28 protein-coding genes are annotated in these 22,481 nt (G+C 35.8%); 22 read left to right on the top strand and 6 right to left on the bottom strand.

The window, feature by feature from the left end:
- Window positions 1–6 precede the first annotated feature (6 nt).
- Both KNQ97_RS00755 and KNQ97_RS00750 read left to right on the top strand, forming a co-directional pair.
- Window positions 7–1,131, top strand: coding sequence for an ABC transporter permease (locus KNQ97_RS00755; RefSeq protein ID WP_005124109.1), 1,125 nt, complete (start codon window positions 7–9; stop codon window positions 1,129–1,131).
- A gap of 4 nt (window positions 1,132–1,135) precedes the next feature.
- Entirely contained in the window at window positions 1,136–2,254 is a 1,119-nt protein-coding gene (locus KNQ97_RS00750; protein WP_000267845.1) for an ABC transporter permease, read from the top strand.
- A 50-nt stretch (window positions 2,255–2,304) separates the two neighbouring features.
- Here KNQ97_RS00750 and KNQ97_RS00745 read toward each other — a convergent pair whose 3' ends face one another.
- Window positions 2,305–3,174: a DUF2797 domain-containing protein gene (locus tag KNQ97_RS00745; RefSeq protein ID WP_002133536.1), complete on the bottom strand. Its 870-nt coding sequence runs from the start codon at window positions 3,172–3,174 to the stop codon at window positions 2,305–2,307.
- 39 nt (window positions 3,175–3,213) lie between these two features.
- Here KNQ97_RS00745 and KNQ97_RS00740 point away from each other — a divergent pair, with 39 nt between their 5' ends.
- Window positions 3,214–3,675, top strand: a complete 462-nt coding sequence (locus KNQ97_RS00740) for a DUF6231 family protein (RefSeq protein ID WP_000840537.1) — start codon at window positions 3,214–3,216, stop codon at window positions 3,673–3,675.
- Window positions 3,676–3,774: 99 nt separating this feature from the next.
- Window positions 3,775–4,365 (top strand): YidB family protein, encoded by a 591-nt coding sequence (locus KNQ97_RS00735; protein WP_000183448.1) that lies wholly within the window; start codon window positions 3,775–3,777, stop codon window positions 4,363–4,365.
- Window positions 4,366–4,471: 106 nt separating this feature from the next.
- Here the strand turns inward: KNQ97_RS00735 and KNQ97_RS00730 are convergent, their stop codons facing one another.
- The 3 genes from KNQ97_RS00730 to KNQ97_RS00720 form a co-directional block, all read right to left on the bottom strand.
- Complete coding sequence (locus tag KNQ97_RS00730; RefSeq protein ID WP_000734916.1) at window positions 4,472–5,578, bottom strand: porin; 1,107 nt, start codon at window positions 5,576–5,578, stop codon at window positions 4,472–4,474.
- Between the two features lie 254 nt (window positions 5,579–5,832).
- Entirely contained in the window at window positions 5,833–6,246 is a 414-nt protein-coding gene (locus KNQ97_RS00725; RefSeq protein ID WP_253611667.1) for an HIT family protein, read from the bottom strand.
- Window positions 6,247–6,264: 18 nt separating this feature from the next.
- Window positions 6,265–6,534 carry a YARHG domain-containing protein gene (locus tag KNQ97_RS00720; RefSeq protein WP_001037927.1) on the bottom strand — a complete coding sequence of 90 codons (270 nt, stop codon included), beginning with the start codon at window positions 6,532–6,534 and terminating at the stop codon, window positions 6,265–6,267.
- 264 nt (window positions 6,535–6,798) lie between these two features.
- Here KNQ97_RS00720 and KNQ97_RS00715 point away from each other — a divergent pair, with 264 nt between their 5' ends.
- The 5 genes from KNQ97_RS00715 to KNQ97_RS00695 all read left to right on the top strand — a co-directional run bounded on the left by KNQ97_RS00715 (window position 6,799) and on the right by KNQ97_RS00695 (window position 9,775).
- Window positions 6,799–7,224 (top strand): GFA family protein, encoded by a 426-nt coding sequence (locus KNQ97_RS00715; RefSeq protein ID WP_000608152.1) that lies wholly within the window; start codon window positions 6,799–6,801, stop codon window positions 7,222–7,224.
- 130 nt (window positions 7,225–7,354) lie between these two features.
- Entirely contained in the window at window positions 7,355–7,555 is a 201-nt protein-coding gene (locus KNQ97_RS00710; RefSeq protein ID WP_253611666.1) for a hypothetical protein, read from the top strand.
- A 500-nt stretch (window positions 7,556–8,055) separates the two neighbouring features.
- Window positions 8,056–8,280: a hypothetical protein gene (locus tag KNQ97_RS00705; protein WP_253611665.1), complete on the top strand. Its 225-nt coding sequence runs from the start codon at window positions 8,056–8,058 to the stop codon at window positions 8,278–8,280.
- A gap of 178 nt (window positions 8,281–8,458) precedes the next feature.
- Window positions 8,459–8,833, top strand: a complete 375-nt coding sequence (locus KNQ97_RS00700) for a TonB C-terminal domain-containing protein (protein ID WP_000800035.1) — start codon at window positions 8,459–8,461, stop codon at window positions 8,831–8,833.
- 174 nt (window positions 8,834–9,007) lie between these two features.
- Complete coding sequence (locus KNQ97_RS00695) at window positions 9,008–9,775, top strand: class I SAM-dependent methyltransferase (RefSeq protein WP_000934177.1); 768 nt, start codon at window positions 9,008–9,010, stop codon at window positions 9,773–9,775.
- Window positions 9,776–9,855: 80 nt separating this feature from the next.
- On the opposite strand, the gene KNQ97_RS00690 is transcribed toward KNQ97_RS00695, so the two are convergent.
- Window positions 9,856–10,941, bottom strand: a complete 1,086-nt coding sequence (locus KNQ97_RS00690) for an alpha/beta fold hydrolase (protein WP_253611664.1) — start codon at window positions 10,939–10,941, stop codon at window positions 9,856–9,858.
- 133 nt (window positions 10,942–11,074) lie between these two features.
- Between KNQ97_RS00690 and KNQ97_RS00685 the strand changes: the two genes are divergently transcribed.
- The 7 genes from KNQ97_RS00685 to KNQ97_RS00655 all read left to right on the top strand — a co-directional run bounded on the left by KNQ97_RS00685 (window position 11,075) and on the right by KNQ97_RS00655 (window position 16,547).
- On the top strand, window positions 11,075–12,262 hold the full coding sequence (locus KNQ97_RS00685) for an O-succinylhomoserine sulfhydrylase (RefSeq protein WP_005128729.1): 1,188 nt from the start codon (window positions 11,075–11,077) through the stop codon (window positions 12,260–12,262).
- 177 nt (window positions 12,263–12,439) lie between these two features.
- The gene (locus KNQ97_RS00680; protein WP_000917295.1) at window positions 12,440–12,676 is read left to right on the top strand and encodes a hypothetical protein; all 237 of its coding nucleotides are present in this window, start codon (window positions 12,440–12,442) and stop codon (window positions 12,674–12,676) included.
- 265 nt (window positions 12,677–12,941) lie between these two features.
- Window positions 12,942–13,271 carry a YbaB/EbfC family nucleoid-associated protein gene (locus KNQ97_RS00675; RefSeq protein WP_001024697.1) on the top strand — a complete coding sequence of 110 codons (330 nt, stop codon included), beginning with the start codon at window positions 12,942–12,944 and terminating at the stop codon, window positions 13,269–13,271.
- A 9-nt stretch (window positions 13,272–13,280) separates the two neighbouring features.
- Window positions 13,281–13,877, top strand: a complete 597-nt coding sequence (recR, locus tag KNQ97_RS00670) for a recombination mediator RecR (RefSeq protein ID WP_000490551.1) — start codon at window positions 13,281–13,283, stop codon at window positions 13,875–13,877.
- Window positions 13,878–14,181: 304 nt separating this feature from the next.
- On the top strand, window positions 14,182–15,306 hold the full coding sequence (locus KNQ97_RS00665) for an HRDC domain-containing protein (protein ID WP_002133477.1): 1,125 nt from the start codon (window positions 14,182–14,184) through the stop codon (window positions 15,304–15,306).
- Window positions 15,307–15,808: 502 nt separating this feature from the next.
- Complete coding sequence (locus KNQ97_RS00660; RefSeq protein WP_000183704.1) at window positions 15,809–16,075, top strand: hypothetical protein; 267 nt, start codon at window positions 15,809–15,811, stop codon at window positions 16,073–16,075.
- A gap of 130 nt (window positions 16,076–16,205) precedes the next feature.
- Complete coding sequence (locus tag KNQ97_RS00655; RefSeq protein ID WP_000367436.1) at window positions 16,206–16,547, top strand: hypothetical protein; 342 nt, start codon at window positions 16,206–16,208, stop codon at window positions 16,545–16,547.
- A 72-nt stretch (window positions 16,548–16,619) separates the two neighbouring features.
- On the opposite strand, the gene KNQ97_RS00650 is transcribed toward KNQ97_RS00655, so the two are convergent.
- Window positions 16,620–16,784 carry a hypothetical protein gene (locus KNQ97_RS00650; protein WP_000086293.1) on the bottom strand — a complete coding sequence of 55 codons (165 nt, stop codon included), beginning with the start codon at window positions 16,782–16,784 and terminating at the stop codon, window positions 16,620–16,622.
- A gap of 487 nt (window positions 16,785–17,271) precedes the next feature.
- Here KNQ97_RS00650 and KNQ97_RS00645 point away from each other — a divergent pair, with 487 nt between their 5' ends.
- The 6 genes from KNQ97_RS00645 to prmB all read left to right on the top strand — a co-directional run bounded on the left by KNQ97_RS00645 (window position 17,272) and on the right by prmB (window position 22,478).
- Entirely contained in the window at window positions 17,272–17,532 is a 261-nt protein-coding gene (locus tag KNQ97_RS00645) for a YcgL domain-containing protein (protein ID WP_253611761.1), read from the top strand.
- Window positions 17,525–17,911, top strand: a complete 387-nt coding sequence (locus tag KNQ97_RS00640; protein WP_001206390.1) for a hypothetical protein — start codon at window positions 17,525–17,527, stop codon at window positions 17,909–17,911. Before KNQ97_RS00645 ends, KNQ97_RS00640 begins: the two co-directional genes overlap by 8 nt.
- Window positions 17,912–17,940: 29 nt before the next feature.
- Window positions 17,941–18,792 (top strand): MoxR family ATPase, encoded by an 852-nt coding sequence (locus KNQ97_RS00635; RefSeq protein ID WP_001271636.1) that lies wholly within the window; start codon window positions 17,941–17,943, stop codon window positions 18,790–18,792.
- 15 nt (window positions 18,793–18,807) lie between these two features.
- Window positions 18,808–19,995 (top strand): VWA domain-containing protein, encoded by a 1,188-nt coding sequence (locus KNQ97_RS00630; protein ID WP_253611663.1) that lies wholly within the window; start codon window positions 18,808–18,810, stop codon window positions 19,993–19,995.
- A gap of 36 nt (window positions 19,996–20,031) precedes the next feature.
- The gene (gene trpB / locus KNQ97_RS00625) at window positions 20,032–21,237 is read left to right on the top strand and encodes a tryptophan synthase subunit beta (protein WP_253611662.1); all 1,206 of its coding nucleotides are present in this window, start codon (window positions 20,032–20,034) and stop codon (window positions 21,235–21,237) included.
- A gap of 236 nt (window positions 21,238–21,473) precedes the next feature.
- Complete coding sequence (gene prmB / locus KNQ97_RS00620; protein ID WP_000441019.1) at window positions 21,474–22,478, top strand: 50S ribosomal protein L3 N(5)-glutamine methyltransferase; 1,005 nt, start codon at window positions 21,474–21,476, stop codon at window positions 22,476–22,478.
- Window positions 22,479–22,481 lie beyond the last annotated feature (3 nt).

Here is a 22,481-nt window from a genome sequence, read left to right as displayed (position 1 = left end):
CCTACAATGAGCTTTGCATTTTGGAGTCGCTTGAAAGCCTTAGTTCGGAAAGAAACTAAACAGCTTCTTCGTGACAAAAGCAGTCTCGGAATTGGCCTAGTTTTGCCTGTTATCTTAATTTTACTGTTTGGTTATGGACTTTCTTTTGACTTGAACCAAGCACGAGTTGGTGTTGTAGTTGATCAGTCCTCGCCGCAGGTCAATCAGGTCTTAGCTGGCTTAAATGGATCGCGATATTTAACCAGTCTAGAATTTCATAATTTGCCTGAAGCAGAACAGGCCATTCGAAATGGCAAAATTGATGCGATTTTGCATTTGCCTTCCGATTTTGCAAATCAGGCCCAACAAGGTAACGCAAAGGTTCAATTGCTATTAAATGGTAGATCGACCACCATAGCAACTGCTTTAGAGGGGTATGTCGCGGGTGCTTTGGCTACCGCGCCATCAATACAAATTGATCGTAGCCCCATATTAGCATCTGCAAGCGCCGTTAAAATTGAACAAAGAATATGGTTTAACGAATCTGGTAATAGTACTTGGTTTTTAGTGCCGGGTTTAATGGTACTCATTTTAACTTTAATTGGCGCATTTTTAACGGGTCTGCTTATTGCGCGTGAAAGGGAAAGGGGAACATTAGAAGCCTTATTTGTCACGCCAGTACGACCATTTGAAATTGTGTTGGCAAAACTCATTCCGTACGTTGTTGTCGGCATGATTGATATCGTTATTTGTATTGTTGCTGCACATTTTATTTTTGAAGTACCTATGCGCGGTTCATTATTCTCAATTTTATTTGCTTCATTTCTATATTTAATCGTTTCATTATTACTTGGTTTAACTATATCTGGCTTTGCCCAAAGTCAGTTTCAGGCGAGTCAAATTGCTTTGTTGGCAAGTTTTATGCCAGCGCTGATGCTTTCCGGATTTGTTTTTGATACACGCAATTTGCCTTTGGTTGTGCAAATTATTAGCCAGTTACTTCCAGCGACGCATTTTATGGTTTTAATTAAAACTTTATTTATGGGAGGTGATGATTGGAAGCTATGGTTTAAAGAGTGCGGTATTTTATTGGGATATATCGTTGTTTTGATATGTGCTGTGAACTTTTCACTGAAAAAACGGTTGAGATAAAGTTATGTGGCAGCAATTAATCACGTGGCTGAAACAATTAAGTTTTTTAGTCAAAAAAGAATTCTTAACCATTTTTAGTGATCCTGCAAATAGGGCTATTCTATTTGTACCCGCCCTGATGCAAGCACTTTTATTTGGCTATGCGGCTACTTATGACGTTAACCATGTAGATTATGCAATTTTAGATCAGAGCAACGGGCAGATTTCACATGAGCTGATCTCGAAGCTCGATGGCTCTGGTATTTTTAAGCGTGTTGCAACACTGGAATATACCGAACAAATCAAACAGGTCATTGATAACCGTCAGGCATTGCTCATAATTGCGATCCCTAATGATTTCGAGAGTAAATTAAACAATAACCAAAGCGCTCCTATACAGGTCATTGTTGATGGTAGAAATTCATCTACAGCTATGGTTGCAGGATCATATCTAAATAAAATTATTGGTCAGTTCAATCAGCAAAAGTTTAATTCAGCTTTACCGATTAGCCTTGAAACAAGAACATGGTACAACCCAAATCAGGAGTCTCGTTGGAGCTTAATGCCTGCATTAATTGCAGCATTAAGTATGATGCAGACATTACTTTTATCTGCTTTATCAGTTGCGCGTGAACGTGAGCAGGGTACGTTTGATCAATTATTAGTGACGCCCTATACGCCATTACAAATTATGATTGGTAAGGCTTTGCCGCCGATTTTTGTAGGTTTGATGCAATCGACCATTATTTTATTAATTATTTTGTTCTGGTTTAAAATTCCAATGAATGGCTCTATTGGACTGCTTTATTTTGGATTATTCAGCTTTAACGTGGCTGTAGTTGGTGTGGGCTTATCAATTTCAGCTTTATCTTTAAATATGCAACAAGCTATGCTTTTTACATTTTTATTGATTATGCCTTTAATGTTACTTTCAGGCTTACTGACACCTGTAGAAAACATGCCAAAAGCATTACAAGTAGCAACTTATGCAAATCCATTAAGATTTGGAATTAACTTGGTACAGCGGGTTTATTTGGAAGGTGCAAGCTTTGCCCAAGTCAAATTGAACTTTTTACCAATGATTGTGCTGGGAATAGTAACTTTACCTTTAGCAGCTTGGTTATTTAGAAATAGATTATCTTAGTTATATTGATTAAAAAGCCCCATTTTTATGGGGCTTTTTTAAATCGACTTTTATGCACGTACAATCAGCTCGTAACCTGTATATTTACGGATATTAATAACGCCAATATCAAAAATTAAATATTGGCCCTTAATACCTTGCAATACTCCACGAATTTTTGGTGTTTTATCTAAGTTTAAAGACTTAATTTTTTCAGGATATTGTTCAACCGGGTAAACAAACTCACGTGGCAATTCATTTTCTAGTAATTCAACCGTTTCGTTAAATTCAAGATTTTGGCTAAATTCTTCACGAATAGTTTGAATTTTAGGAGCGAATTCTTCAATTAACTGATCACGTTGTTCAATCAAATTTAGAGGCTCAGCTTCGCCTTTGAGAAGTTTACGCCAATCTGTCTTATCTGCAATTAAGGAACCAAACATGGTTTCAAGCTGACCGGATAAACGACGTGAACCAACTTTTAAAATAGGTAAGGCTTGAGTTGCCCCTTGATCTAACCAACGACCAGGCATATGGCTAACGCGAGTAATACCTACTTTTAAAGCACTTGAATTTGCTAAGTAGACAATATGAGGCTGGAAACATACGCTGTGGGCAAAATCATCTTCACGACATGTACCCAAATGGTAGTGGCATGTTTCAGGTTTCATAATGCAAAGGTCACATTCCGCTTTCGTTTTAAAGCATCTAAAGCAGTGGCCTTGAGAATAAGACTTTGGTGTTTTAGCACCACAAGAGGTGCAATAAATATTACCTGTCCATTCGATTTCTAGTTCTTGTCCTAAATTAAAAGGAAGATCAATTTCTGAACGGTCTAATACAAATTTGTATTCAACATTTGCCTTGGTTGTCTGTTGATCAGTTACACTAGCATCTTTTAGGCCTGCATGCATTTTATGGCAAATGCCTTGTAGTTCCATAAAGTTTAAACTCACATCTTTCAATTAAGGGTTGCAGTTATGGCTGAACAAAATGTCATCACTTCTATGCTAGACGATTTATCAAACGAACAGCCTATTCATACTGCACTTTGTATTGGCCAGAAAATTGACCAGAATAACGCAATTCAATGGCACTATTTTACCGTAACTGAGCTGTTAAGTCTGCCTTTTACTCAGCGTTATGATTTGGGTTTTGTATTGTTTGATACTGATGAAATGCAGGACATCAGCGATGTGCAGAAATCACAATTATTAGTAAAGCTAAGAGATTTATTAGCAAAACGAATTGTTGTCGTGAGCAAACGCAGTGATGAACAGCTTCTGCGTTCTTTAGGTTTTACCCAACTTATTGATAAGACTTCACATGATAGTGATTTTGCTTTATGGCAATTTAATATTTTGACCTATAAGCATGTACCAGACTGGTTTAATTCAAAATTTTGGGCAAATCCAGAAAATTGGAATAAATTCCGTTGGTAAAAGACCTTGCAATCTCTTTCAAAATTTAACAATTTGATTTTTGCTGTCTTAACAAAAAAACGCGTATGCTCATGTATAAACCATACATAAGAGTTACTCATGACAAATTTAAGCAACATTGTAGAAGTTTTGGCTAAGCAAGCTTTAGGTGGGAATCAGCAAGCGTCAGGTCAAGGTGGTTTAGGTGGAATTTTAGGTTCTGTATTAGGACAAATGGGTGGTAATACTTCATCTGGTGCCCAAGGTGGTCTTGGTGGAGTATTGGGTTCTGTATTAGGACAAGTCACTGGTAATAACAACACACCTCAAGCTGGTGGTGGTGTACAAAGTTTATTAATTGCAGTAGTACCTTTAATCTTAGGTTGGGTTCAGCAACAAGGTGGTTTACAAGCTGCTCTTGAGAAGTTAAAAGGCGCTGGCTTAGGTAGCCAAGTTCAAAGTTGGGTTGATCCAAATCAAAGTAATAGTGAAGTTCCGACCCAGCAATTACAAAGTCTGTTTAATCCAGCAGACATTGAACAAGTTGCTCAGCAAGCTCAAGCACCAAAAGAACAAGTTTATGGTGCAATCGCTTCTGTCTTACCTCAGGTCATTGATTCTTTAACACCTCAAGGTGAGAGTACAGATCATCAAGAAGCTAACCAAGATATTCAAAATGTGATGAACCTTGTAAGTGGTTTCTTAAAATAAGATATAAATTTTCAAAGCCGATATAAAAATATCGGCTTTTTTGTTGGCATAACAAAATAAAAGGGCATAAGCCCTTTTATTTCAGATCTGAATCAAACATAACTGATTAGAAGTTATATTCAATACCAGTACCTACAACAGTTTGTTTGTCGTCGTCGTTCAACCAGTCACGTTTTTGTTGAGCAACGATACCGTAGAAGCGAGCTTGTTTATTGATTTGATAATCAAGACCTAAACCATACAAGTCAATTTTACGATCTGCCTGACCATTTACTTGTGTTTCAGCAGAAGCATATTCTGCTTTTACTTTAAGTTTAGTGTTAGGAATTTTATAAGCAGCAGTTACCGCGTATGCTTCTTCTTCTAAACCACGGTAAGCTTTACCAGCTTTATCGATTGAACCATCTGATTTATATGTTTGACCATATGCAGTCAAGTCATCAGTAGGTTCAGCATGTTGCCATAAAGCACCTACTACAAAACCAGATTTAGCAATGTCATAAGAACCAGTTACGCGGTAAGCGTCTGTATAAACATCTTTCAAACCGTAAGCAGCATATTTACCTTTAATACCGAAGTCACCAGCAGCAGCGATTGCTAAACCTAAGTCTTTATTTTCATAACCTAGAGAAGTCGAAACTGAATCGAAGCTATCATTTTTGCTGTCTTTACCAGTTTCGCCTTTTTTGCTATCAGAAGTGCTTTCACCAGTTTGAGCCATGATATTGAATGTTAAACCAGCTAATAATTTAGGGTCTAATTCAAAACCAACTACGTTATCTAAACGGTTTTCACCGTACATAATATTTGTAATATCTAAACGTGTGTCATCGTTAAAGATGTCTTGGTTGCTACCAGCAGAGGTTTTGAAGTAAGAGTCATATTTACCTACTTTTAACGTACCGACGCCTTCAGTTTTTAAACCAATAAAACGGTTACGGGCGCTAAGGTCAGTATCTGAACCAGAACCGTCAGTAGAAATTGCCCATTCAGCTAAATAAACAGCAGATAGCTTATCAGTCAACTTTTCTTCGCCTTTTACCCCAATACGAGAAGAGTTTGAGTTAACTTCGGTAACGTCACTTTTACCATCGAAATTTTTGTTGTCAACTTGGTTAATGGAAACGTTTAGTTTGCCGTACAAAGTTGGCGCTGCTTGCACCGCGTTTACGCTCAAAGTTGCAACTGCGGCAGCGAGAAGCAATTTCTTCATTGAGATTTCTCCAAAAGGTATTTTTAAATGGCGTATGCCTAGCTAACTTTTATTTTTTAGTTGGCTTATGTACAAAAAGTTACAGAAGCTCACCAACTTGCTAAGAAGTATCTGTAAACTTTGTGACAATGGAGTGAAGAAGAAATGACAGTTTTATGACAATTAAAAATTGGAAATACTTTATTTTCTTTTGATTTTATTACACTTTTTAAATAAAAAAAGCGGAGTTTAAACTCCGCTTTTATCTCTTAAAATCAAAGTGCTGCTTTAATTTTCTCAGCCAAAGCTTTGATTTTATCTTGGTCTCCTAATTGCGCCGCATGTTTGCCAAGTTGGTGAACATTTGTCGGAATTAGGTGAAAATGAACATGATGGACTGTTTGTCCGGCAGCTGCTCCTGATAACTGCATGAGCACAATTCCATCCAAATTTAATGCAGTTTCCATTGCCTTAGCAATTTTTTGCACGATCTGGATGGTATAAGCTGCCGCTTCAGGAGGTAAATCAAGTAAAGTTACTGCAGGAGTTTTTGGAATAACTAATGCATGACCATCGGCTTGGGGCATAATATCCATAAAAGCTAGAACTTGATCATCTTCATAGAGTTTTATCGCTGGAAGTTCACCACGTAAAATTTTTGCGAAGATATTTTGATCATCATATGCCATGTATTATTCCTTTAAATACTATTTACACTTCAATTCTTTTTGACGTTCTTTAATTGCGTCTAGACGTTGCTGCTCTTTATCAGAGAATTTTGGCTTAGTCGTATGACAGTTTTCATTACCATATTTTTCTTTAGCATCTTGGTCTTTAAAACAAAAGCCTTTTGACGCATAAATCAAATTGTAATCATCTTGCAATTTTTGACATTCTTGCTCAGGTGTTGCAGCTTGAGCACTGAAACCGGCAAGGGTCACCATTCCAGCGAATACCGCAACCATTAATTTATTCATGAGCTTTTCCTCAGTTAAAGGTATGAACCTGTACTCAATATAAGGTTTATTCCCAATATTTCAATGACTATTAATTACTCAAGTGTTATTTAAAGTCACATTTCACCTTATAATATAAAAAAGCTTTATATATCAAGATCTTTTTTATAATCTGTTTTAAATCAAAAGATTAGATATATTTTATATTAAACAATTAAAATATATACTTAACCAATATTTAAAGTCATGATTAAAATTTTTATAGTAATGAAATAAGTACGTTATATGATTAACATCGGTTCTTGTTTATGCCATAAAGTAAAATTCTCTGTACCTTGTGAAATCAAAACGGTTTATCACTGCCATTGCAGCTTATGCCGAAAACAAACAGGTACTGGAGCGAATGCCGCTACTTTAGTAAAAGAAAATCAGTTTAATTGGTTGATGGGTAAGGAATATGTGGCTACCTATAAAAAAGAAACTGGTTTTACTTCATCATTTTGTAATAGATGTGGTTCGCCTGTCCCTAATAAAATTAATGGTACAAACTATATGTGGATACCGTTGGGGCTTCTCGAACAACCGTTTAAACCAGATTTAAAACTTAATTTTTGTATAGAGTCAAAACATGATTGGGTTGTGTTAGGGGATGCTCATAAAAACTTTGCACATTTACCTGAGTTAGAAGAGTTTTTAAAATATTTTGAATAACACTATTTAACTTTTTATATATTTTAATAATTTTTAAGTATTCTTTACATAAATGATGTGTGTTCACTGTTGAATATATCCGATATTTATTTGAGCATGAAATCACATAGCTTAAAAAAGGATGGTTCACATGATAGATGAAGAAAAGCCTTTAAATTTTGAAGATGATGACGAGCCTCTTGATTTTGAAGATGAAGAATTCATAGACGATAAAAAAGAGGACGAAATGTATAACTCGATTACTAAGGATGGCTCTAGTGTCGATCCTGCTGATGATGGGACACGGTATATTCGTCCTGAAGACGGCGATCCGATTGAAATTGATGAGTAAATGCATCAGTTTAAAAAAGATTAGTCTTTTTAATCTTTAAGTATAAGTGTAATATCCGAGCGCTGTCACAAACAGCAAAAAGTCCTGAATGATCAGCGCAAAAAATCAAAAAGGGTAAAGCCTGCTTACAAAGCGGGCTTTTTTTGTATTTATAAAAATCTAGACTAAAGAAAGTAAGTAAACGCTTTTAAGAAAATATTTAATTTTTCAAAAAATATTTAACAGAAGAGAAGAACAGATACAAATACCTAGTGTTTGTAATGTGCATTTAAGAGGAGTACAAAGGTAAATAACAAAAATAAGAAAAGTAAAAAGATCATAAGTTAAAACATATCATTAAATTATTTAGGTATTTTACACAATTTAACACTTTATGCAAATTACTTTACATTTCATTGAGTTTTTGTAAAGAATTGGCTTAGTCTCAATCGTTTTAAAAATGTGACAATCAGTGGATAATTTGTTAGATTGTTTGATTTTTATAATAACAGGTGAGACAGATGAAGAGATTGTTACTTGTATTGGCTACAGGATTTGGTTTAGAAGGGTGTGCATCGCTAACACAAAAAGCAGATGAAAATTATATTACTAAATCACCTGTTACTCCGGTTAATACTGCCTTTAATGGCACTAAAGTACTTGAACATGGAATTTTTACTGAGCAGGATATTGCTGATATGCCTGAACACTCAAGTATAAATTCACGTTATAAAATATCTTTTTAAAACGATGCTGAAAATTATAATTAAATAGTTAAACTAAATAATCCTGGTAAATTAGCTAAAATCTAGAATTTGCTAAGAACATATTTAGTAGTAGCTATTTAGTATAAAACCACCATTTAGGTGGTTTTTAAAAAGATAAAATGTTAAATTTTAATCGTTGAAAAAATTGGTTTTATAAATGAAAAACGTCATTATTTTAACTTCTATATTGTTATTAAGTGGGTGCACAATTAATTCTAAGTTATTATCACCAGCAAAAAGTGATGATGACAAAATTATTGTAGAAGCAGAAAAGTACAAGCAACAATATCAAAAAAAGATCTTTAAAATTTGGAATGTTCCGCCTTCTTCAGTGGGAATGAGTGCTAGCGTTAAAGTCTTTTTAAGTGATACTGGTGAGATTGAGCAAATTATTTTTCTAGATAAAGAAGACCAAAAGTTTAAGTCGAGTATTGAAAAGGCGATATGGCGTGCAAGTCCCTTTGTTTTACCTTCTAATCCGGAAGTTAGAAAACAAGTAAGAAAGTTCAATATTAAATTTACTGCAAAGTAATTTTTAAATATGAACTTGGCCTTACATTAAAAAACCACCATATGGTGGTTTTTTTATTAAGAATTGATAGAGATACAAACTATAACTTTATTTTATTAATTATTGAAAAACTAATCATTATTTTTTATCTACTTTTTCTTTTATGGTTAACTCATCAAAGAAGAGGAATAAGCCATGTTGAATCAACATGAGATAAATTTAAAACAGTATCAAAATAAATCTTTAAGTTATTTGAATAGCACAGCTCACTCTGAAGGGGTCGAGTTTGATAAATTCATTAAAGAAATTGATGAATATCCAAATGCCGTTGTTTTAGATTTAGGTTGCGGTGGTGGTCATGTAGCTTATAACGTTGCTCGCCATGCAGATCTGGTTTTTGCTTATGATTTATCTCATGAAATGCTCGATACAGTTTCAAAAGCTGCCAATGCTCGAAAAATAAAAAATATTTTTGTACAACAAGGCATTGCTGAAGATATGCCTTTTACTGATGAACAATTTGATGTAATCATTAGTCGATATTCTGCCCATCATTGGCAGCATGTCCCAACAGCAATGAAAGAAATAAATCGTGTATTAAAGCCAAATGGCACTGTTATTTTTGTTGATATTATTAGCTCAAGTTTCCCTATTTTAGATACATTTTTACAGACTATAGAAGTGATTCGAGACCCTAGTCATGTAAGAAATTACAGTATTAAAGACTGGGTTCACTTTATTGAAGATGCTGGGTTTGAATTAACAACTTTAGAGAAACAAACCCTCAAACTAGATTTTGATAGTTGGGTACAGCGCATGAAGACACCTGAAGATCAAATAAAAACGCTTAGGTATCTCCAAGAAAATGCAGCAGATGTTGTTAAAAAGTATTTTAATATTCAAAAAGATGGAAGTTTTGAAAGTAAGGTCGGGTACTTTGTATTTAAAAAACTATCCTTCTAGTGAGTTTTAGCTTAGATTTGTGTTCATAGAGAAAATGTTAGATAAAAGCCCTCATATAGAGGGCTTTTTTATGTCTAAATTTAGATTTTTGTTGAACGCTCACTCAGCCATGTTGCTAGCTTTGGCCAGAATTCCTGCGCACTTGCTTGGCTTGACATTAGACCTAAATGACCGCCAGGAATAAGAGTAAATGTAACATCTTGGCTACTGGTTAACTGACTTAATGGCTGAGCTGCATCTGCCGTCACTAATTGATCACTACGACCAGCTCCAACTAAGAGTGAACAGTCGATATTTTTTAATTCGATTTTTTTATCTTTTAACTGAATAGAACCTTGTCTTAATGGATTTTGCAGCCAAACATTAAATAACATGTCCTGATTAATACCTCCCGGATAATCAATCATATTGTTTAAAAAACTGCTTAATGTGGCATGTTCTTGTACGAACTGAAGGTCATTAAGGTTCTTAAGTAATTGAATATGACCATCGAACCAGCCTTTAGGGTCAAGAATTTTAAAGCCTAAAGAATTTAAAATGCCCAGAGTATGAATCAAACGCTTCGGTAAACCTGAGTAAATACGTTCCTGAAGCTTTTTATTGCGGGCAATAGTGTTGTTTATGGTTCGGTAGAGTTTTCCAATATAACCAGAAGCATAGCTATCGATTGGGCTACCTAAGACTATAAGGTTTTTGACATAATTCGGATGATTATGCGCTGTATATAAAGTAACGAATATGCCAGCCATACTCCATCCGTGTAGAGAAATTTGATCACTGCCTGAATGTGTGCGAACAAGTTCTATAGCTTTAGGAATAAAATCTTCAATAAACGATAAAAAGTTAAGACGTCTATCTTTAAAGCCTAAACGCCCCCAATCGACAAGGTATACGTCAAAACCTGCATTTTGGAAGTATTTGATAAGAGAACGATATGGATATAAATCATAAATCGCCATATTAATGGCTAAAGGTGCCACAAATATTAATGGTTCTCTAAAGCTTTTTTCTGTAGCTGCATAATAACGAACGCGGGTTTGATTGAATTCACCAATCACTTCAAACGGAGTGCTTTGTGACAATACTAATGTTTGAGGACGAAATAGTCGGGTAGAGAGGTGCTTGATTTGACTTTGTTCTGAGACAAGGGACTTTAAGCGTTTCATCTTGTTTTACCAACTATACTAAAGATTGATTGAAGTCTAAGCGATAATTTTCAGGTTTACCTTGACCTTAAATACCTTAGGCACTCAAAATGATGATAGTTTTTAGTACATGACCAGTAAAGGCGAACATTTAATGAACCAGTCTGATGATTTAGAATACCAACTTGATACTTTAGCCATTCGTACCGGACACACTCGTAGTTTTGAAGGTGAGCATGGTGAACCAATTTTTTTGACTTCATCTTTTGTATATGAAAACGCTGCTGAAGCAGCTGCAAAATTTTCTGGTCAGGTTCAAGGAAATATCTATTCTCGTTTTACTAATCCGACTGTATCGATGTTCGAAAAACGTTTAGCGGCTTTAGATGGGGCTGAACGTGCCGTGGCTACAAGCTCAGGTATGGGAGCAATTCTATCGATTGCTATGGCGTATCTAAAAGCAGGTGATCATGTTATTTGCTCAAGAGCAGTTTTCGGTTCTATTGTCGCTTTATTTGAAAAATATATTGCCAAATTTGGTGTAGATATCACATTTGTTGATCTACGCGATTTAGATGCATGGAAAAATGCAGTACGTCCAGAAACTAAACTATTATTTGTTGAGTCACCGTCTAATCCATTAGCTGAAATCGCAGATATCCAAGCGCTTGCAGATATTGCGCATGCAAATGGCGCATTACTTGCTGTTGACAATAGTTTCTGTACACCTGTTTTACAGCAACCGTTAAAGTTGGGTGCAGATCTCGTGATTTACTCTGCGACTAAATATTTAGATGGTCAAGGCCGTGCGTTAGGTGGCGCAGTGGTAGGTAAACATCAACTCCTAGAAGAAGTTTTTAGCGTGGTGCGTACTTTAGGGCCATCTATGAGTCCGTTTAATGCATGGATTTTCTTAAAAGGATTAGAAACCTTACGTTTACGTATGAAAGCGCACTGTGAAAATGCTCAAAAACTTGCCGAATGGTTGTCTACACATGAAAAAGTAGAAAAGGTCTATTATGGCGGGCTTCCAACTCATGAAGGTCATGAACTTGCAGCAAAACAGCAAAATGGCTTTGGCGGGATTGTTTCTTTTGTAGTTAAAGGTGAGCGTGAAGGCGCATGGAAGGTTATTGATAACACCAAATTTATTTCTATCACGGGTAATTTAGGTGATGTGAAATCAACAATTACGCATCCTGCTACAACCACACACGGCAAACTTTCTGCTGAAGCAAAACAAGCTGCTGGTATTCAAGAAGGCTTAATCCGCGTTTCGGTTGGCTTAGAAGATATTAACGATATTATTGGTGATATCTCACGTGGATTAGATTTGATCTAATAAAATTTATATATTTAAGAATTAAGCCACACTCATTTTAGTGTGGCTTTACTTTAAGGTAAGTTACTCACAAACAACGATTGAAATAAAAAAGCTACATTTTGTTGTAAATGAATTAAAAATCACAACGTATAAAAGTTCTAAATTTAATAAAAATAACAAAGTGAGTTTTTAACCATGCTTAAGCCTATAATTATTTTAGTTGCTATAGGGGCAATTGGTTTGGTTGGATACAAAGTATTTGCCCAAAAGGATGAACCGACTCAAATTAACGAAACTGTTCTATTGATTAATGATGCAAATAAATCAGTTGAAGAAGCTGATCATACAATAGAAAAAGCGAATGCCTCTTTTCAGAAAATTCCTTTGAATGAATACAAACCTGACAATAGCACCCTCCAAGCCTCGCAGTAGTTTAACTTAAATTTTAGAACTGGCCTTCGCAGTAAAAAGTTTCGTATAGAAAGCTTTAAATGGATGAGTTACCTAAAAGAGTTTCATAGATACCAATAGAAAACATTAATTTATTGTGTCAGAATTGCGGATTAATTTTGATTTAAACGTACTGACCTCAATGATCTTACTGATCGATAGGGGCGTTCAAAGAGTTTAAGTTCCGAAGTGTTATATGACTATCAATAATACTTGAAATATTTGATAGAGATACGGAGTTAGGTTTATGAATATCAATATGCTCATGCAGCAAGCGCAGCGCATGCAAAAAGATATGGAATCAAATATAAAAAAGGCTAAAGAAGAGCTTGCTCAAACTGAAGTACACGCTGAAGCGGGTGGTGGTTTAGTTAAAGTAACAATGACTGGCCGTTATATCGTAAAACGTATCGAAATTAATCCAGAATTACTTCAAGACGAACCAGACATGATTGAAGACTTAATCGCAGCTGCGGTGAATGATGCTGTGCGTCAAGCTGAAGTAGTTTCTGAAGAAAAAATGCAAAAAGCTAACTCAGGTATGGGTTTACCTCCTGGTTTAGCAGGCATGTTCTAAGGAAAATCAGTGTTTAGTGATAGATTTGAACAACTCGTTCAAGCTTTACGTATTTTGCCTAGCGTTGGACCGAAGTCGGCCCAACGTATGGCTTTACATCTTTTGATGAAAAATCGTGAAGGTGCATTTGCTTTAGCACATGCTCTACATGAAGCATCAAGTTATATTCATGAATGTAGTGTTTGCCACTCTTTAACAGAGCACGAAATTTGTGATATTTGCGCTTCAACAGAAAGAGATGATCAATTGCTTTGTGTAGTTGAGTCTCCGGCAGATGTTATGGCAATCGAGCAAAGTGGTAGTTTTCGTGGCAAATACCATGTGTTGGGTGGACACCTTTCTCCATTAGATGGAATCGGGCCAGAAGAAATAGGCATTCCTTATCTAATCCAACGTTTAAGCCAAGGTACGATCGAAGAAGTCATTTTGGCAACTAATGCTACTGTGGAAGGTCAGGCGACAGCACATTATTTGGTTGAAGCGACGAAGCATTTACCTATTCACATGACACGTATTGCTCAAGGCGTACCACAAGGTGGCGAGCTTGAATATGTGGATAGTCATACCTTAAGTCAGGCTGTTCATAACCGTATGCGTATGAAATAAGTACCTCGGTGCTTATTTCAAAGATTTTTTGAATAATATCGTATTATCAAAAAATCTTTTAAAAGACAAAAACATATTTTTAAAAACTACTCAGTGAATATATAAATTAAAAAAAGCTTTTGTAAAAAATAAACATTTAGAAGGACATTAAATTTGAAAAATTTAAAATAATGATCAAAAAATTATCTCTTTTTTGGAAAATTGTTCAAAAATAGATTATTCATCAAGGATTCAGTAGCATTTTTCTAATCCTATGTTATATATACCAGAGTTTAAAGCACTCTTTGCATTTACTTGAGAAAGCATGTTTCAGTTTATCCAACAGCAAACCGAATTGGTTGATGTTCTTCAACAAATGGATCAATGTTCAACTTATGGGCTTGATACAGAATTTATTAAGGTTGATACCCTTTGGCCTAAACTTGGAGTATGTCAAGTCAATGTCAACGGAAATGTATATTTGCTGGATGGAGTGTCTTTAGATTTAAGCGAGTTTTGGAAAAAAATCTTTCTTGCTCAACAAAATATTTTTCATGCATGTGGTGAAGATATTGATTTAATCTATCACTATGCCGATGAACAAAACCTATTAAATGTTTTTGATACTCAAGTTGGATTATCCTTTTTGGGACATGGTTTACAAGTAAGTTATCAAGGTGCTTTAAAGCTTTGTTTAGAGATTGATATTGAAAAGGACCAGACTAGATCAGACTGGTTGGCACGTCCTTTATCTCCGCAACAGCTATGCTATGCGGCAAATGATGTTTTATACCTTATGCAATTGGCTAACCATATTAAAGATCAGCTCAAACAAAAAGGGCTTTATGAGTATGTTCTTGAGGATTGTAGTAGTTTAACCAAAGAAATTATTAGTGAAACACCAACCCCGTTGTTATATACAGATGTGGGCAATTATCGTCATTCACGCCGTCAATTAATGCAATTGCAAAATTTAAGTGAGTGGCGTGAAGAGGTGGTTAGAGCAACAAACCAGCCACGTAGTTTTATCCTTAGAAATTCGACGATGATTGATTTAGTCGAAAAAAATCCACGCAATAGTTTCCAATTATCTCAAGTAAAAGATATTCGTCCGAATGTTGTTCGTGAATACGGCAAGGTTATTCTTGATCTTTTAAAAGACTTACCTGTTGAAGGGCACTGGCCAGCTAAAATTGCTAAACCTTTTAAAATTACATCCAAAGAAACCCTGAATAAAATGGATGCATTGATTGCTAAAGCGATAGAACAAACCTCTATACCTAAAGAAGTTTTACTACGTAAGAAATGGTTAAATGCGATTCATCAGCATGTGCTTACTAAAGGTGATGAACAGGATCTCCCAGATTATTTATTGGGTTGGCGCTATGAGCTTTTAACTAAGCCGCTTATTCAGTTATTTAAAGAAGAGAAAGCCAGCCTTTTATTTTAGGTTTAGGTATTAAGAAAAATTTTCAGTTAAATTGAATTTTAAGATTCAAAATAACTTATCTGATTAATAACTGATCAGTTGGTGTTCATTAATATAACTTTAAAATAAAGTCATTTAATAAGTTAGTCTTTATAAGATTAACTTTTTGTTTAGTTTGAGTTTACATTTTACTGATTTTATAAAGTTTAAATTATAAAAAGATAATTTAATCTTAATTATAGAAAGTCATGCTGAATTAAATTAACTTTATTAGTGAGAAAAATTCAATTGTGTATATATACAGGTCTGTATATTCTTGGTAGCAAGAAAAACAATTTCAAAATAAACAATATATAACTATAAGTTTGTTTCGGTGCAGAAATATAGAGGCCTTCTCGGGGAGAGGAGGCCTCTAATTTTATATATGGAGGAGTAAAAAGTTTTTAAAATCAATAATAAGCTAATATTGAGATCAATTTTTTTATGTTATAAATGAAAACTACTAATAATTAGAGATATAAATATGACGAATAATTTTAATGCTGAACAGGCAAGAAAAAATGCGAAAGACGTAAAAATAGATCAAGCACTATTGTTAGAAAAAATTTTATCTGGAACCGAGGAAATCTCGAAAGAAGGTAAGCGACGGGCAGTTTTTCAATTTCCAATAGATGCTTTGCATCCTGAACATATCACACAGGTAGAGGAAGAGTTAAAAACACGAGGTTTTAATGTCTCAACCAATATTGAGCAATCAGGTACAACAGTCAATATTGAAGTCAGTTTCTAAGCTTTTGTTCAATGAAAACGCCCATAATTTTGGGCGTTTTTTATAATTTTTTACAATCTAAATTCATAATAATCAACATATTGTTTGACAGGTTTATCCTTCTTCTGTAGCTTTACTTTTTGAGTGGAATATGGATATGAACTTTCAAACAATACTTTCATCTTTCAAAAATCAATCTACTGGTACAGATGCATTTAAGAATTTAAAAAGTGCCTGTGAACACCATCTCAAACACTCATCAGACCTAAACGAAAAAGCTGTAATTTATCTCATTTATGGGTTTGCCCGTAGTTATGTCATCTTATATGAAGATGAAGCGGTAACTACCGAGTTCGCTCAAGCTTCGAAAGAAATGTTAGTGAATTACATGAATCGCTTAAATGAAGCCTTACGTACTCAAGATGACCATATAATCTTAAATACTTTAAATCAGGTAAGTAATGATTATATGCAAGGCTCAAGAATCTTTTAATGCTAGCGTTAACATGTTGATAAGATACTTCTTTAGTCATAGAGCTAACTAAAGAAGTATCCAGTGGTAGTTTTAATGTGATTTTTTCTTGCCGCCGCCATCTTGTTTATTGACGGTAGACCATGCAATACGTTCAGCTTCTTCTTGAGAGTGACCTCTATCTACTTCACTCTCAACAATATGTTTCGCCTGACGTTTTTGTTTTGCTGTATAAGATGATTTGTCGCCACGAGACATAGCATAGACCTCCATATTTTCTTTTAAGATCTTCTATTATTGAATCATATTAAAAATCAAAAACGGTTAAATAATGTCTTATCCTGTATACATAAGTTGAATCTTATTTAGAGCTTATTTAACTTTATACTTAACCGTAAATTTATAAAATTCAATAGATTAAATCAAAGCTAGTCTGCTTTAGTTCAAATTTTATTGTTTTTAAAATGTAAAATTTTTATTTTATAAAAGTCGACAAAAAGATTTTTTATGTAAAATTAAAGAGTTAATGAAGGTTGAAAATTTAAAACTTTGGAAAATTAAAAGTTATTTATCGACCTTAATGATTGTTGTAGGTTAATATTTCGCAAGAAAAGAAAAAACGACTGATGCGTAAACAAACCTGCGTGTGTCTGTCGTTTTTTTTCATGTATGCTGTCCTTAGTTCAAGAGTTGATTTGAAATGCACTGTGATATTTATAGATCGAGCAAAAAAGATGAAATGTACATTTATATTGCTCGTCCAAACTATCCTGATGAGACGGAGCAAACCGATCCGTTTGAAAAAGTTCCAGAAGCTGTTTTACAAGCCTTTGGTCGCGCAACGTTTGTCATGCATTTAGAATTGGCTCCAACACGTAAATTAGCGCGTGTAAATGTTTTACATGTTCTAGACTCATTACAAACAAAAGGCTTCTTTATTCAGATGCCGCCAGAAGGGTTAATTAACCCAAATGCAGTTGAACCAGAGGGCTTACGTGGTGCGTGAAGATCAAGCTGGAATTTTAAATCAATTACTTTCTTCTCTCGATGCAATTCCTGAAGAGATTATTGCTTTAACAGCTTATGGCGTTGGCGCTATTATTGCCTTGTGGTGCTGGTGGCGTTTAATGCGCCGCTTACCTACCACTTTGGGCGCAATAAGCTGGTTAGTTGTTTTTGCTATTTTGGTGACACCGACTGTTTCGGAAGGGCCTAATGCATCTGTAGCGCCAGCTATTTTTGGACTACTATTTGGTGTTTTAACTAAAGACAGTCCTTTAATCTGGTCAAATTTATCCTTAATTCTGTTTGTAATCGGTCTAGGTTTGGTTATTGGCTATTGTTGGTCAAAATATATAACAAACAAAAGCATGCGTTCCATCTAACCATTGAAATAGAAAAATAAGGTCTCTACATGTCTGCTGATACCCAACATTTTACCGGTACAGATCAATATATCGCGACTGATAGTCTTAAACTTGCTGTAAAAGCAGCTCGTGCTTTGCAAAAGCCTTTATTGGTTAAAGGTGAGCCGGGTACAGGTAAGACTTTACTTGCCGAGCAAGTGGCAGAAAGTCTTGGTTTAAAACTCATTACTTGGCACATCAAGTCAACGACTAAGGCACAGCAAGGCTTATATGAATACGATGCTGTGTCTCGTTTACGTGATAGCCAACTTGGTGATGATCGTGTTTACGATATTAAGAACTATATTAAGCCCGGTAAATTGTGGGAAGCTTTCACCAGTGAAGAGCGCTGTGTGCTTTTAATTGATGAAATTGATAAGGCAGACATTGAGTTTCCAAATGACCTGTTACATGAACTTGATAAAATGTCTTTTTATGTTTATGAAACAGGCGAAACAATTACGGCTACTCAACGTCCAATCGTAATTATTACTTCAAATAATGAAAAAGAATTACCAGATGCTTTTTTGCGTCGCTGTTTCTTCCATTACATTGAGTTCCCAGATGAAGCAACGATGCGCGAAATTATCTCGGTACATTTCCCGAATATCTCTGCAACTTTGGTAAATGAAGCGCTTCAAGTTTTCTTTAAGCTCCGTGAAATTCCTAACTTGAAGAAACCACCATCTACATCTGAACTGATCGATTGGTTGAGTCTGCTTATGGCAGATGATATGCCTGAAGATGTACTACGTAATCGAGATACATCAAAAGCTATTCCACCTTTGTATGGCGCACTCATTAAAAACGAACAAGATGTGCAACTGCTTGAACGTTTGGCTTTCATGTCGCGACGTTAAAGGAGGGAATAACCCATGTTTGTGCGGTTATTTTACACCTTACGAAAATATGGTGTTCCAGTCACGACTCGTGAACTGATTGACTTAAATCGTGCAGTAAGCGAAGGGCTAGTTTTTGCCGATCAAGAAGATTTCTATCAACTTGCTAAAACCATTTTAGTTAAAGATGAACGTTTTTTTGATAAGTTCGATCGTGCCATGAAAGATTACTTTGATGGCATAGAAACCTTTGATATTGATGAGTTACTCAAGCAAGTCCATAAACTTCCAAAAGACTGGTTCGACTTAGAACTTCTAGAAAAGCATTTAACACCAGAGCAAAGAGCTGAACTTCAAAAAGCAGATTCTTTAGAAGAACTGATGAAAATGCTAGAAGAGCGTTTACGTGAACAGCATAAAAAACACCAAGGTGGTAACCGTATGGTTGGCACGGGTGGTACTTCACCCTTTGGCGCTTTTGGTGACCATCCGGAAGGTGTCAGAATTGGTGGGCCAGGTCGTAAACGCTCGGCGGTTAAAGTCTGGGAACAGCGGAAATACCAAAATCTAGATGATGACCAAGTTCTTGGTACTCGTCAGATGCAAATTGCTTTGCGACGGTTACGTAAATTTGCTCGCCAAGGCGCAGCTGAAGAGTTAGACGTTGATGGAACTATTCGAGAAACGGCCAAGCAGGGTATTCTTGACGTTCAAATGGTGCCAGAGCGTCGAAATCGAATCAAAGTGCTCATGTTGTTTGATGTAGGTGGTTCGATGGATGCACACATTGCCCAATGTGAAAAGTTATTCAGCGCAGCTAAAACAGAATTTAAAACGCTTGAATACTTTTATTTCCATAATTGTCTTTATGACTATGTTTGGAAAGATAACTACCGAAGAACAGCTACTCGCATGAATACGTGGGATTTGTTTCATACTTACGGACGTGACTATCGTGTAATTGTCGTAGGTGATGCCAGTATGGCACCGTATGAGCTGAAATCAGTAGGTGGCTCGGTTGAATATATGAATGATGAAGCAGGTGAAGTTTGGTTACGTCGCCTACGTCAGCATTTTGATAAAACAGCATGGTTAAACCCTGAAACAGAAGGGTATTGGCATTACACTCAAACAATTGGTTGGATTAAAGAGATTTTTGAAAACCATATGTATCCAATGACCCTAAAAGGCATTGAGGATTTGACGCGTTACCTTTCTCGATAAACTTGATAACTTTAATAATTTAAAAAGAGGGATGATATGCAACATCAAATTAATGGTATTGCTTTACCGAATGAACAAGGATTTTTTGGTGAATATGGAGGGCAATTTATTCCTCCACATTTAAAAGAAGCAATGGATGAAATTAATGTTGCTTATGAAGAAATTCGCCATACACCAGAATTTCAAAATGAATTAGCAGACCTCTTTGCAAATTATGTCGGCCGTCCAAGTCCTTTATTTCATGCAAAACGCCTTTCAGAACAGTTAGGTGGCGCGCAAATTTATTTAAAGCGTGAAGACTTAAATCATACCGGTGCCCATAAAATTAATCACTGTTTAGGTGAGGCTTTACTTGCTAAATATATGGGCAAAAAGAAAGTCATTGCCGAAACGGGTGCGGGTCAGCATGGGGTGGCTTTAGCAACGGCTTGTGCTTTAGTTGGTATTCCATGTGAGATCCACATGGGGCAAGTAGATATTGAAAAAGAGCATCCAAATGTGGTCAAAATGAAAATTTTGGGCGCTCATTTGGTGTCAGTAACTCGCGGTACAGCAACCTTAAAAGATGCTGTAGATAGCGCGTTTGAAGAATATTTAAAAGATCCTAAAAACTTTATTTATGCGATTGGTTCTGTGGTTGGACCCCATCCATTTCCTAAAATGGTTCGAGATTTTCAATCAATTATTGGTAGGGAAATTAAAGAGCAGACGCATCAACGATTTGGTAAAAACCCAGATTATGTTGTCGCATGTGTCGGTGGCGGTTCAAATGCAATCGGTGCCTTTACAGCTTTTTTAAACGATTCGGATGTAAAACTTGTAGGAGTTGAACCTGCTGGGCATGGGCTAGATACAAATATGCATTCGGCAACCCTAACATTAGGTAAACCAGGCCAAATTCATGGTATGGCATGTTATGTTCTTGAAAATGAGGCTGGTGAACCTTTACCTGTGCATTCTATCGCTTCAGGATTGGACTATCCTGGTGTTGGGCCACAACATAGTTTCTTAAAAGATTTAGGCCGTGTGGAATATAGCACTGCAACTGACCAAGAATGTTTAGATGCGTTTATGACCTTATCACGAGTTGAAGGTATTGTTCCTGCGCTTGAAAGCTCACATGCTGTCGCATGGACAATACGTGAAGCGCCAAAACTGCCGAAAGAAACCATGATCGTGGTGAATTTATCGGGCCGTGGAGATAAAGACTCTGATTATATTGCCGAAAAGCTTAAGCTTTAAGTCGACTAAACTCGAAAAGCGGTCAGTATTTAAGGGCCGCTTTTTGTTTCAAAGACTACATCTAAAGCTACTTATAAAGTTCATTATTTCTTAATTAAAACAAAGTATTTTGATTTTGAGCCGTGACTGTTCGAGATAGATATGTAAAACACTGGTTCACAAGGCAAAGCGTTGCTTTGCACTACCTCACTCAGTAGAATAGTCACTTTGCAAAATTTGCCTTTGGAGACGCCTAAGTGGAGCGACCGACGATTAGCCCTGAACATTTACAGGAAGCTGCTGAAAATTTATCAACAATTCGAGATTTTATTCGTTTTGGGGTGTCAGCATTACGTCAATATGATGCACATTTAGGACAAGGTACTGAAGATTATTTCGCAGAAAGCTCTGCATTAGTTTTACAAACCTTATCTCTTGAATGGTCAGCAGATTCAGAGATTTTAGATGCAAAGCTTTTACCAAGTGAAAAAGCAGAATTCTTAAGCTTGTTGGAACGCCGTATTAATGAGCGTATTCCGACTTCTTATTTATTAAATTTAGCTTATTTCTTTAATAAGCCATTTTATGTGGATGAGCGCGTACTTATTCCTCGCTCACCAATTGCAGAGTTAATTGAGCAACGTTTTGCGCCATATTGTTTAGATGAAAATGGCCAAATGCGTGAAGCGCTTAATAACTTACCAGAAAATACCAAGCCTAAAACGCCACAACGTATTTTAGATATGTGTACAGGTTCTGGCTGTATTGCGGTAGCTTTAGCTTATGCTTATCCAGATGCAGAAGTAGATGCAACAGACATCTCTAAAGAAGCTTTAGAAGTAGCATCAATTAACGTTGAACATCACAATAAACAATACCAAGTTGCATTACTTGAGTCGGATTTATTTGAAAAAATTCCAGCTGAAAACCAGTACGATTTAATTGTAAGTAACCCTCCGTATGTTGATGCCGAAGACATGGCTGACTTGCCGGAAGAGTTTTTACATGAACCTGAACTTGCATTAGCAGCAGGTCAGGATGGTTTAGACCTGGTTCGTAAAATGCTTGCTCAAGCGGCAGATTACTTAACGGAAGATGGTCTTATTGTTATTGAAGTCGGTAACTCTGAATGGGCAATGCGCCAAAACTTTAATACAGTTGATTTCAATTGGCTTACTTTCCAAAAAGGTGGTTCAGGTATTTTTGCTTTGACTGCTGAACAATGTCGTCGTTATAGAAAATTATTTGAAGAACAAGTTTAAGGA

The organism is Acinetobacter sp. UC24323 (genome assembly GCF_024151445.1).
Classification (GTDB): Bacteria; Pseudomonadota; Gammaproteobacteria; order Pseudomonadales; family Moraxellaceae; genus Acinetobacter; species Acinetobacter baumannii.
This window is presented reverse-complemented; position numbering and strand designations above follow the sequence as displayed.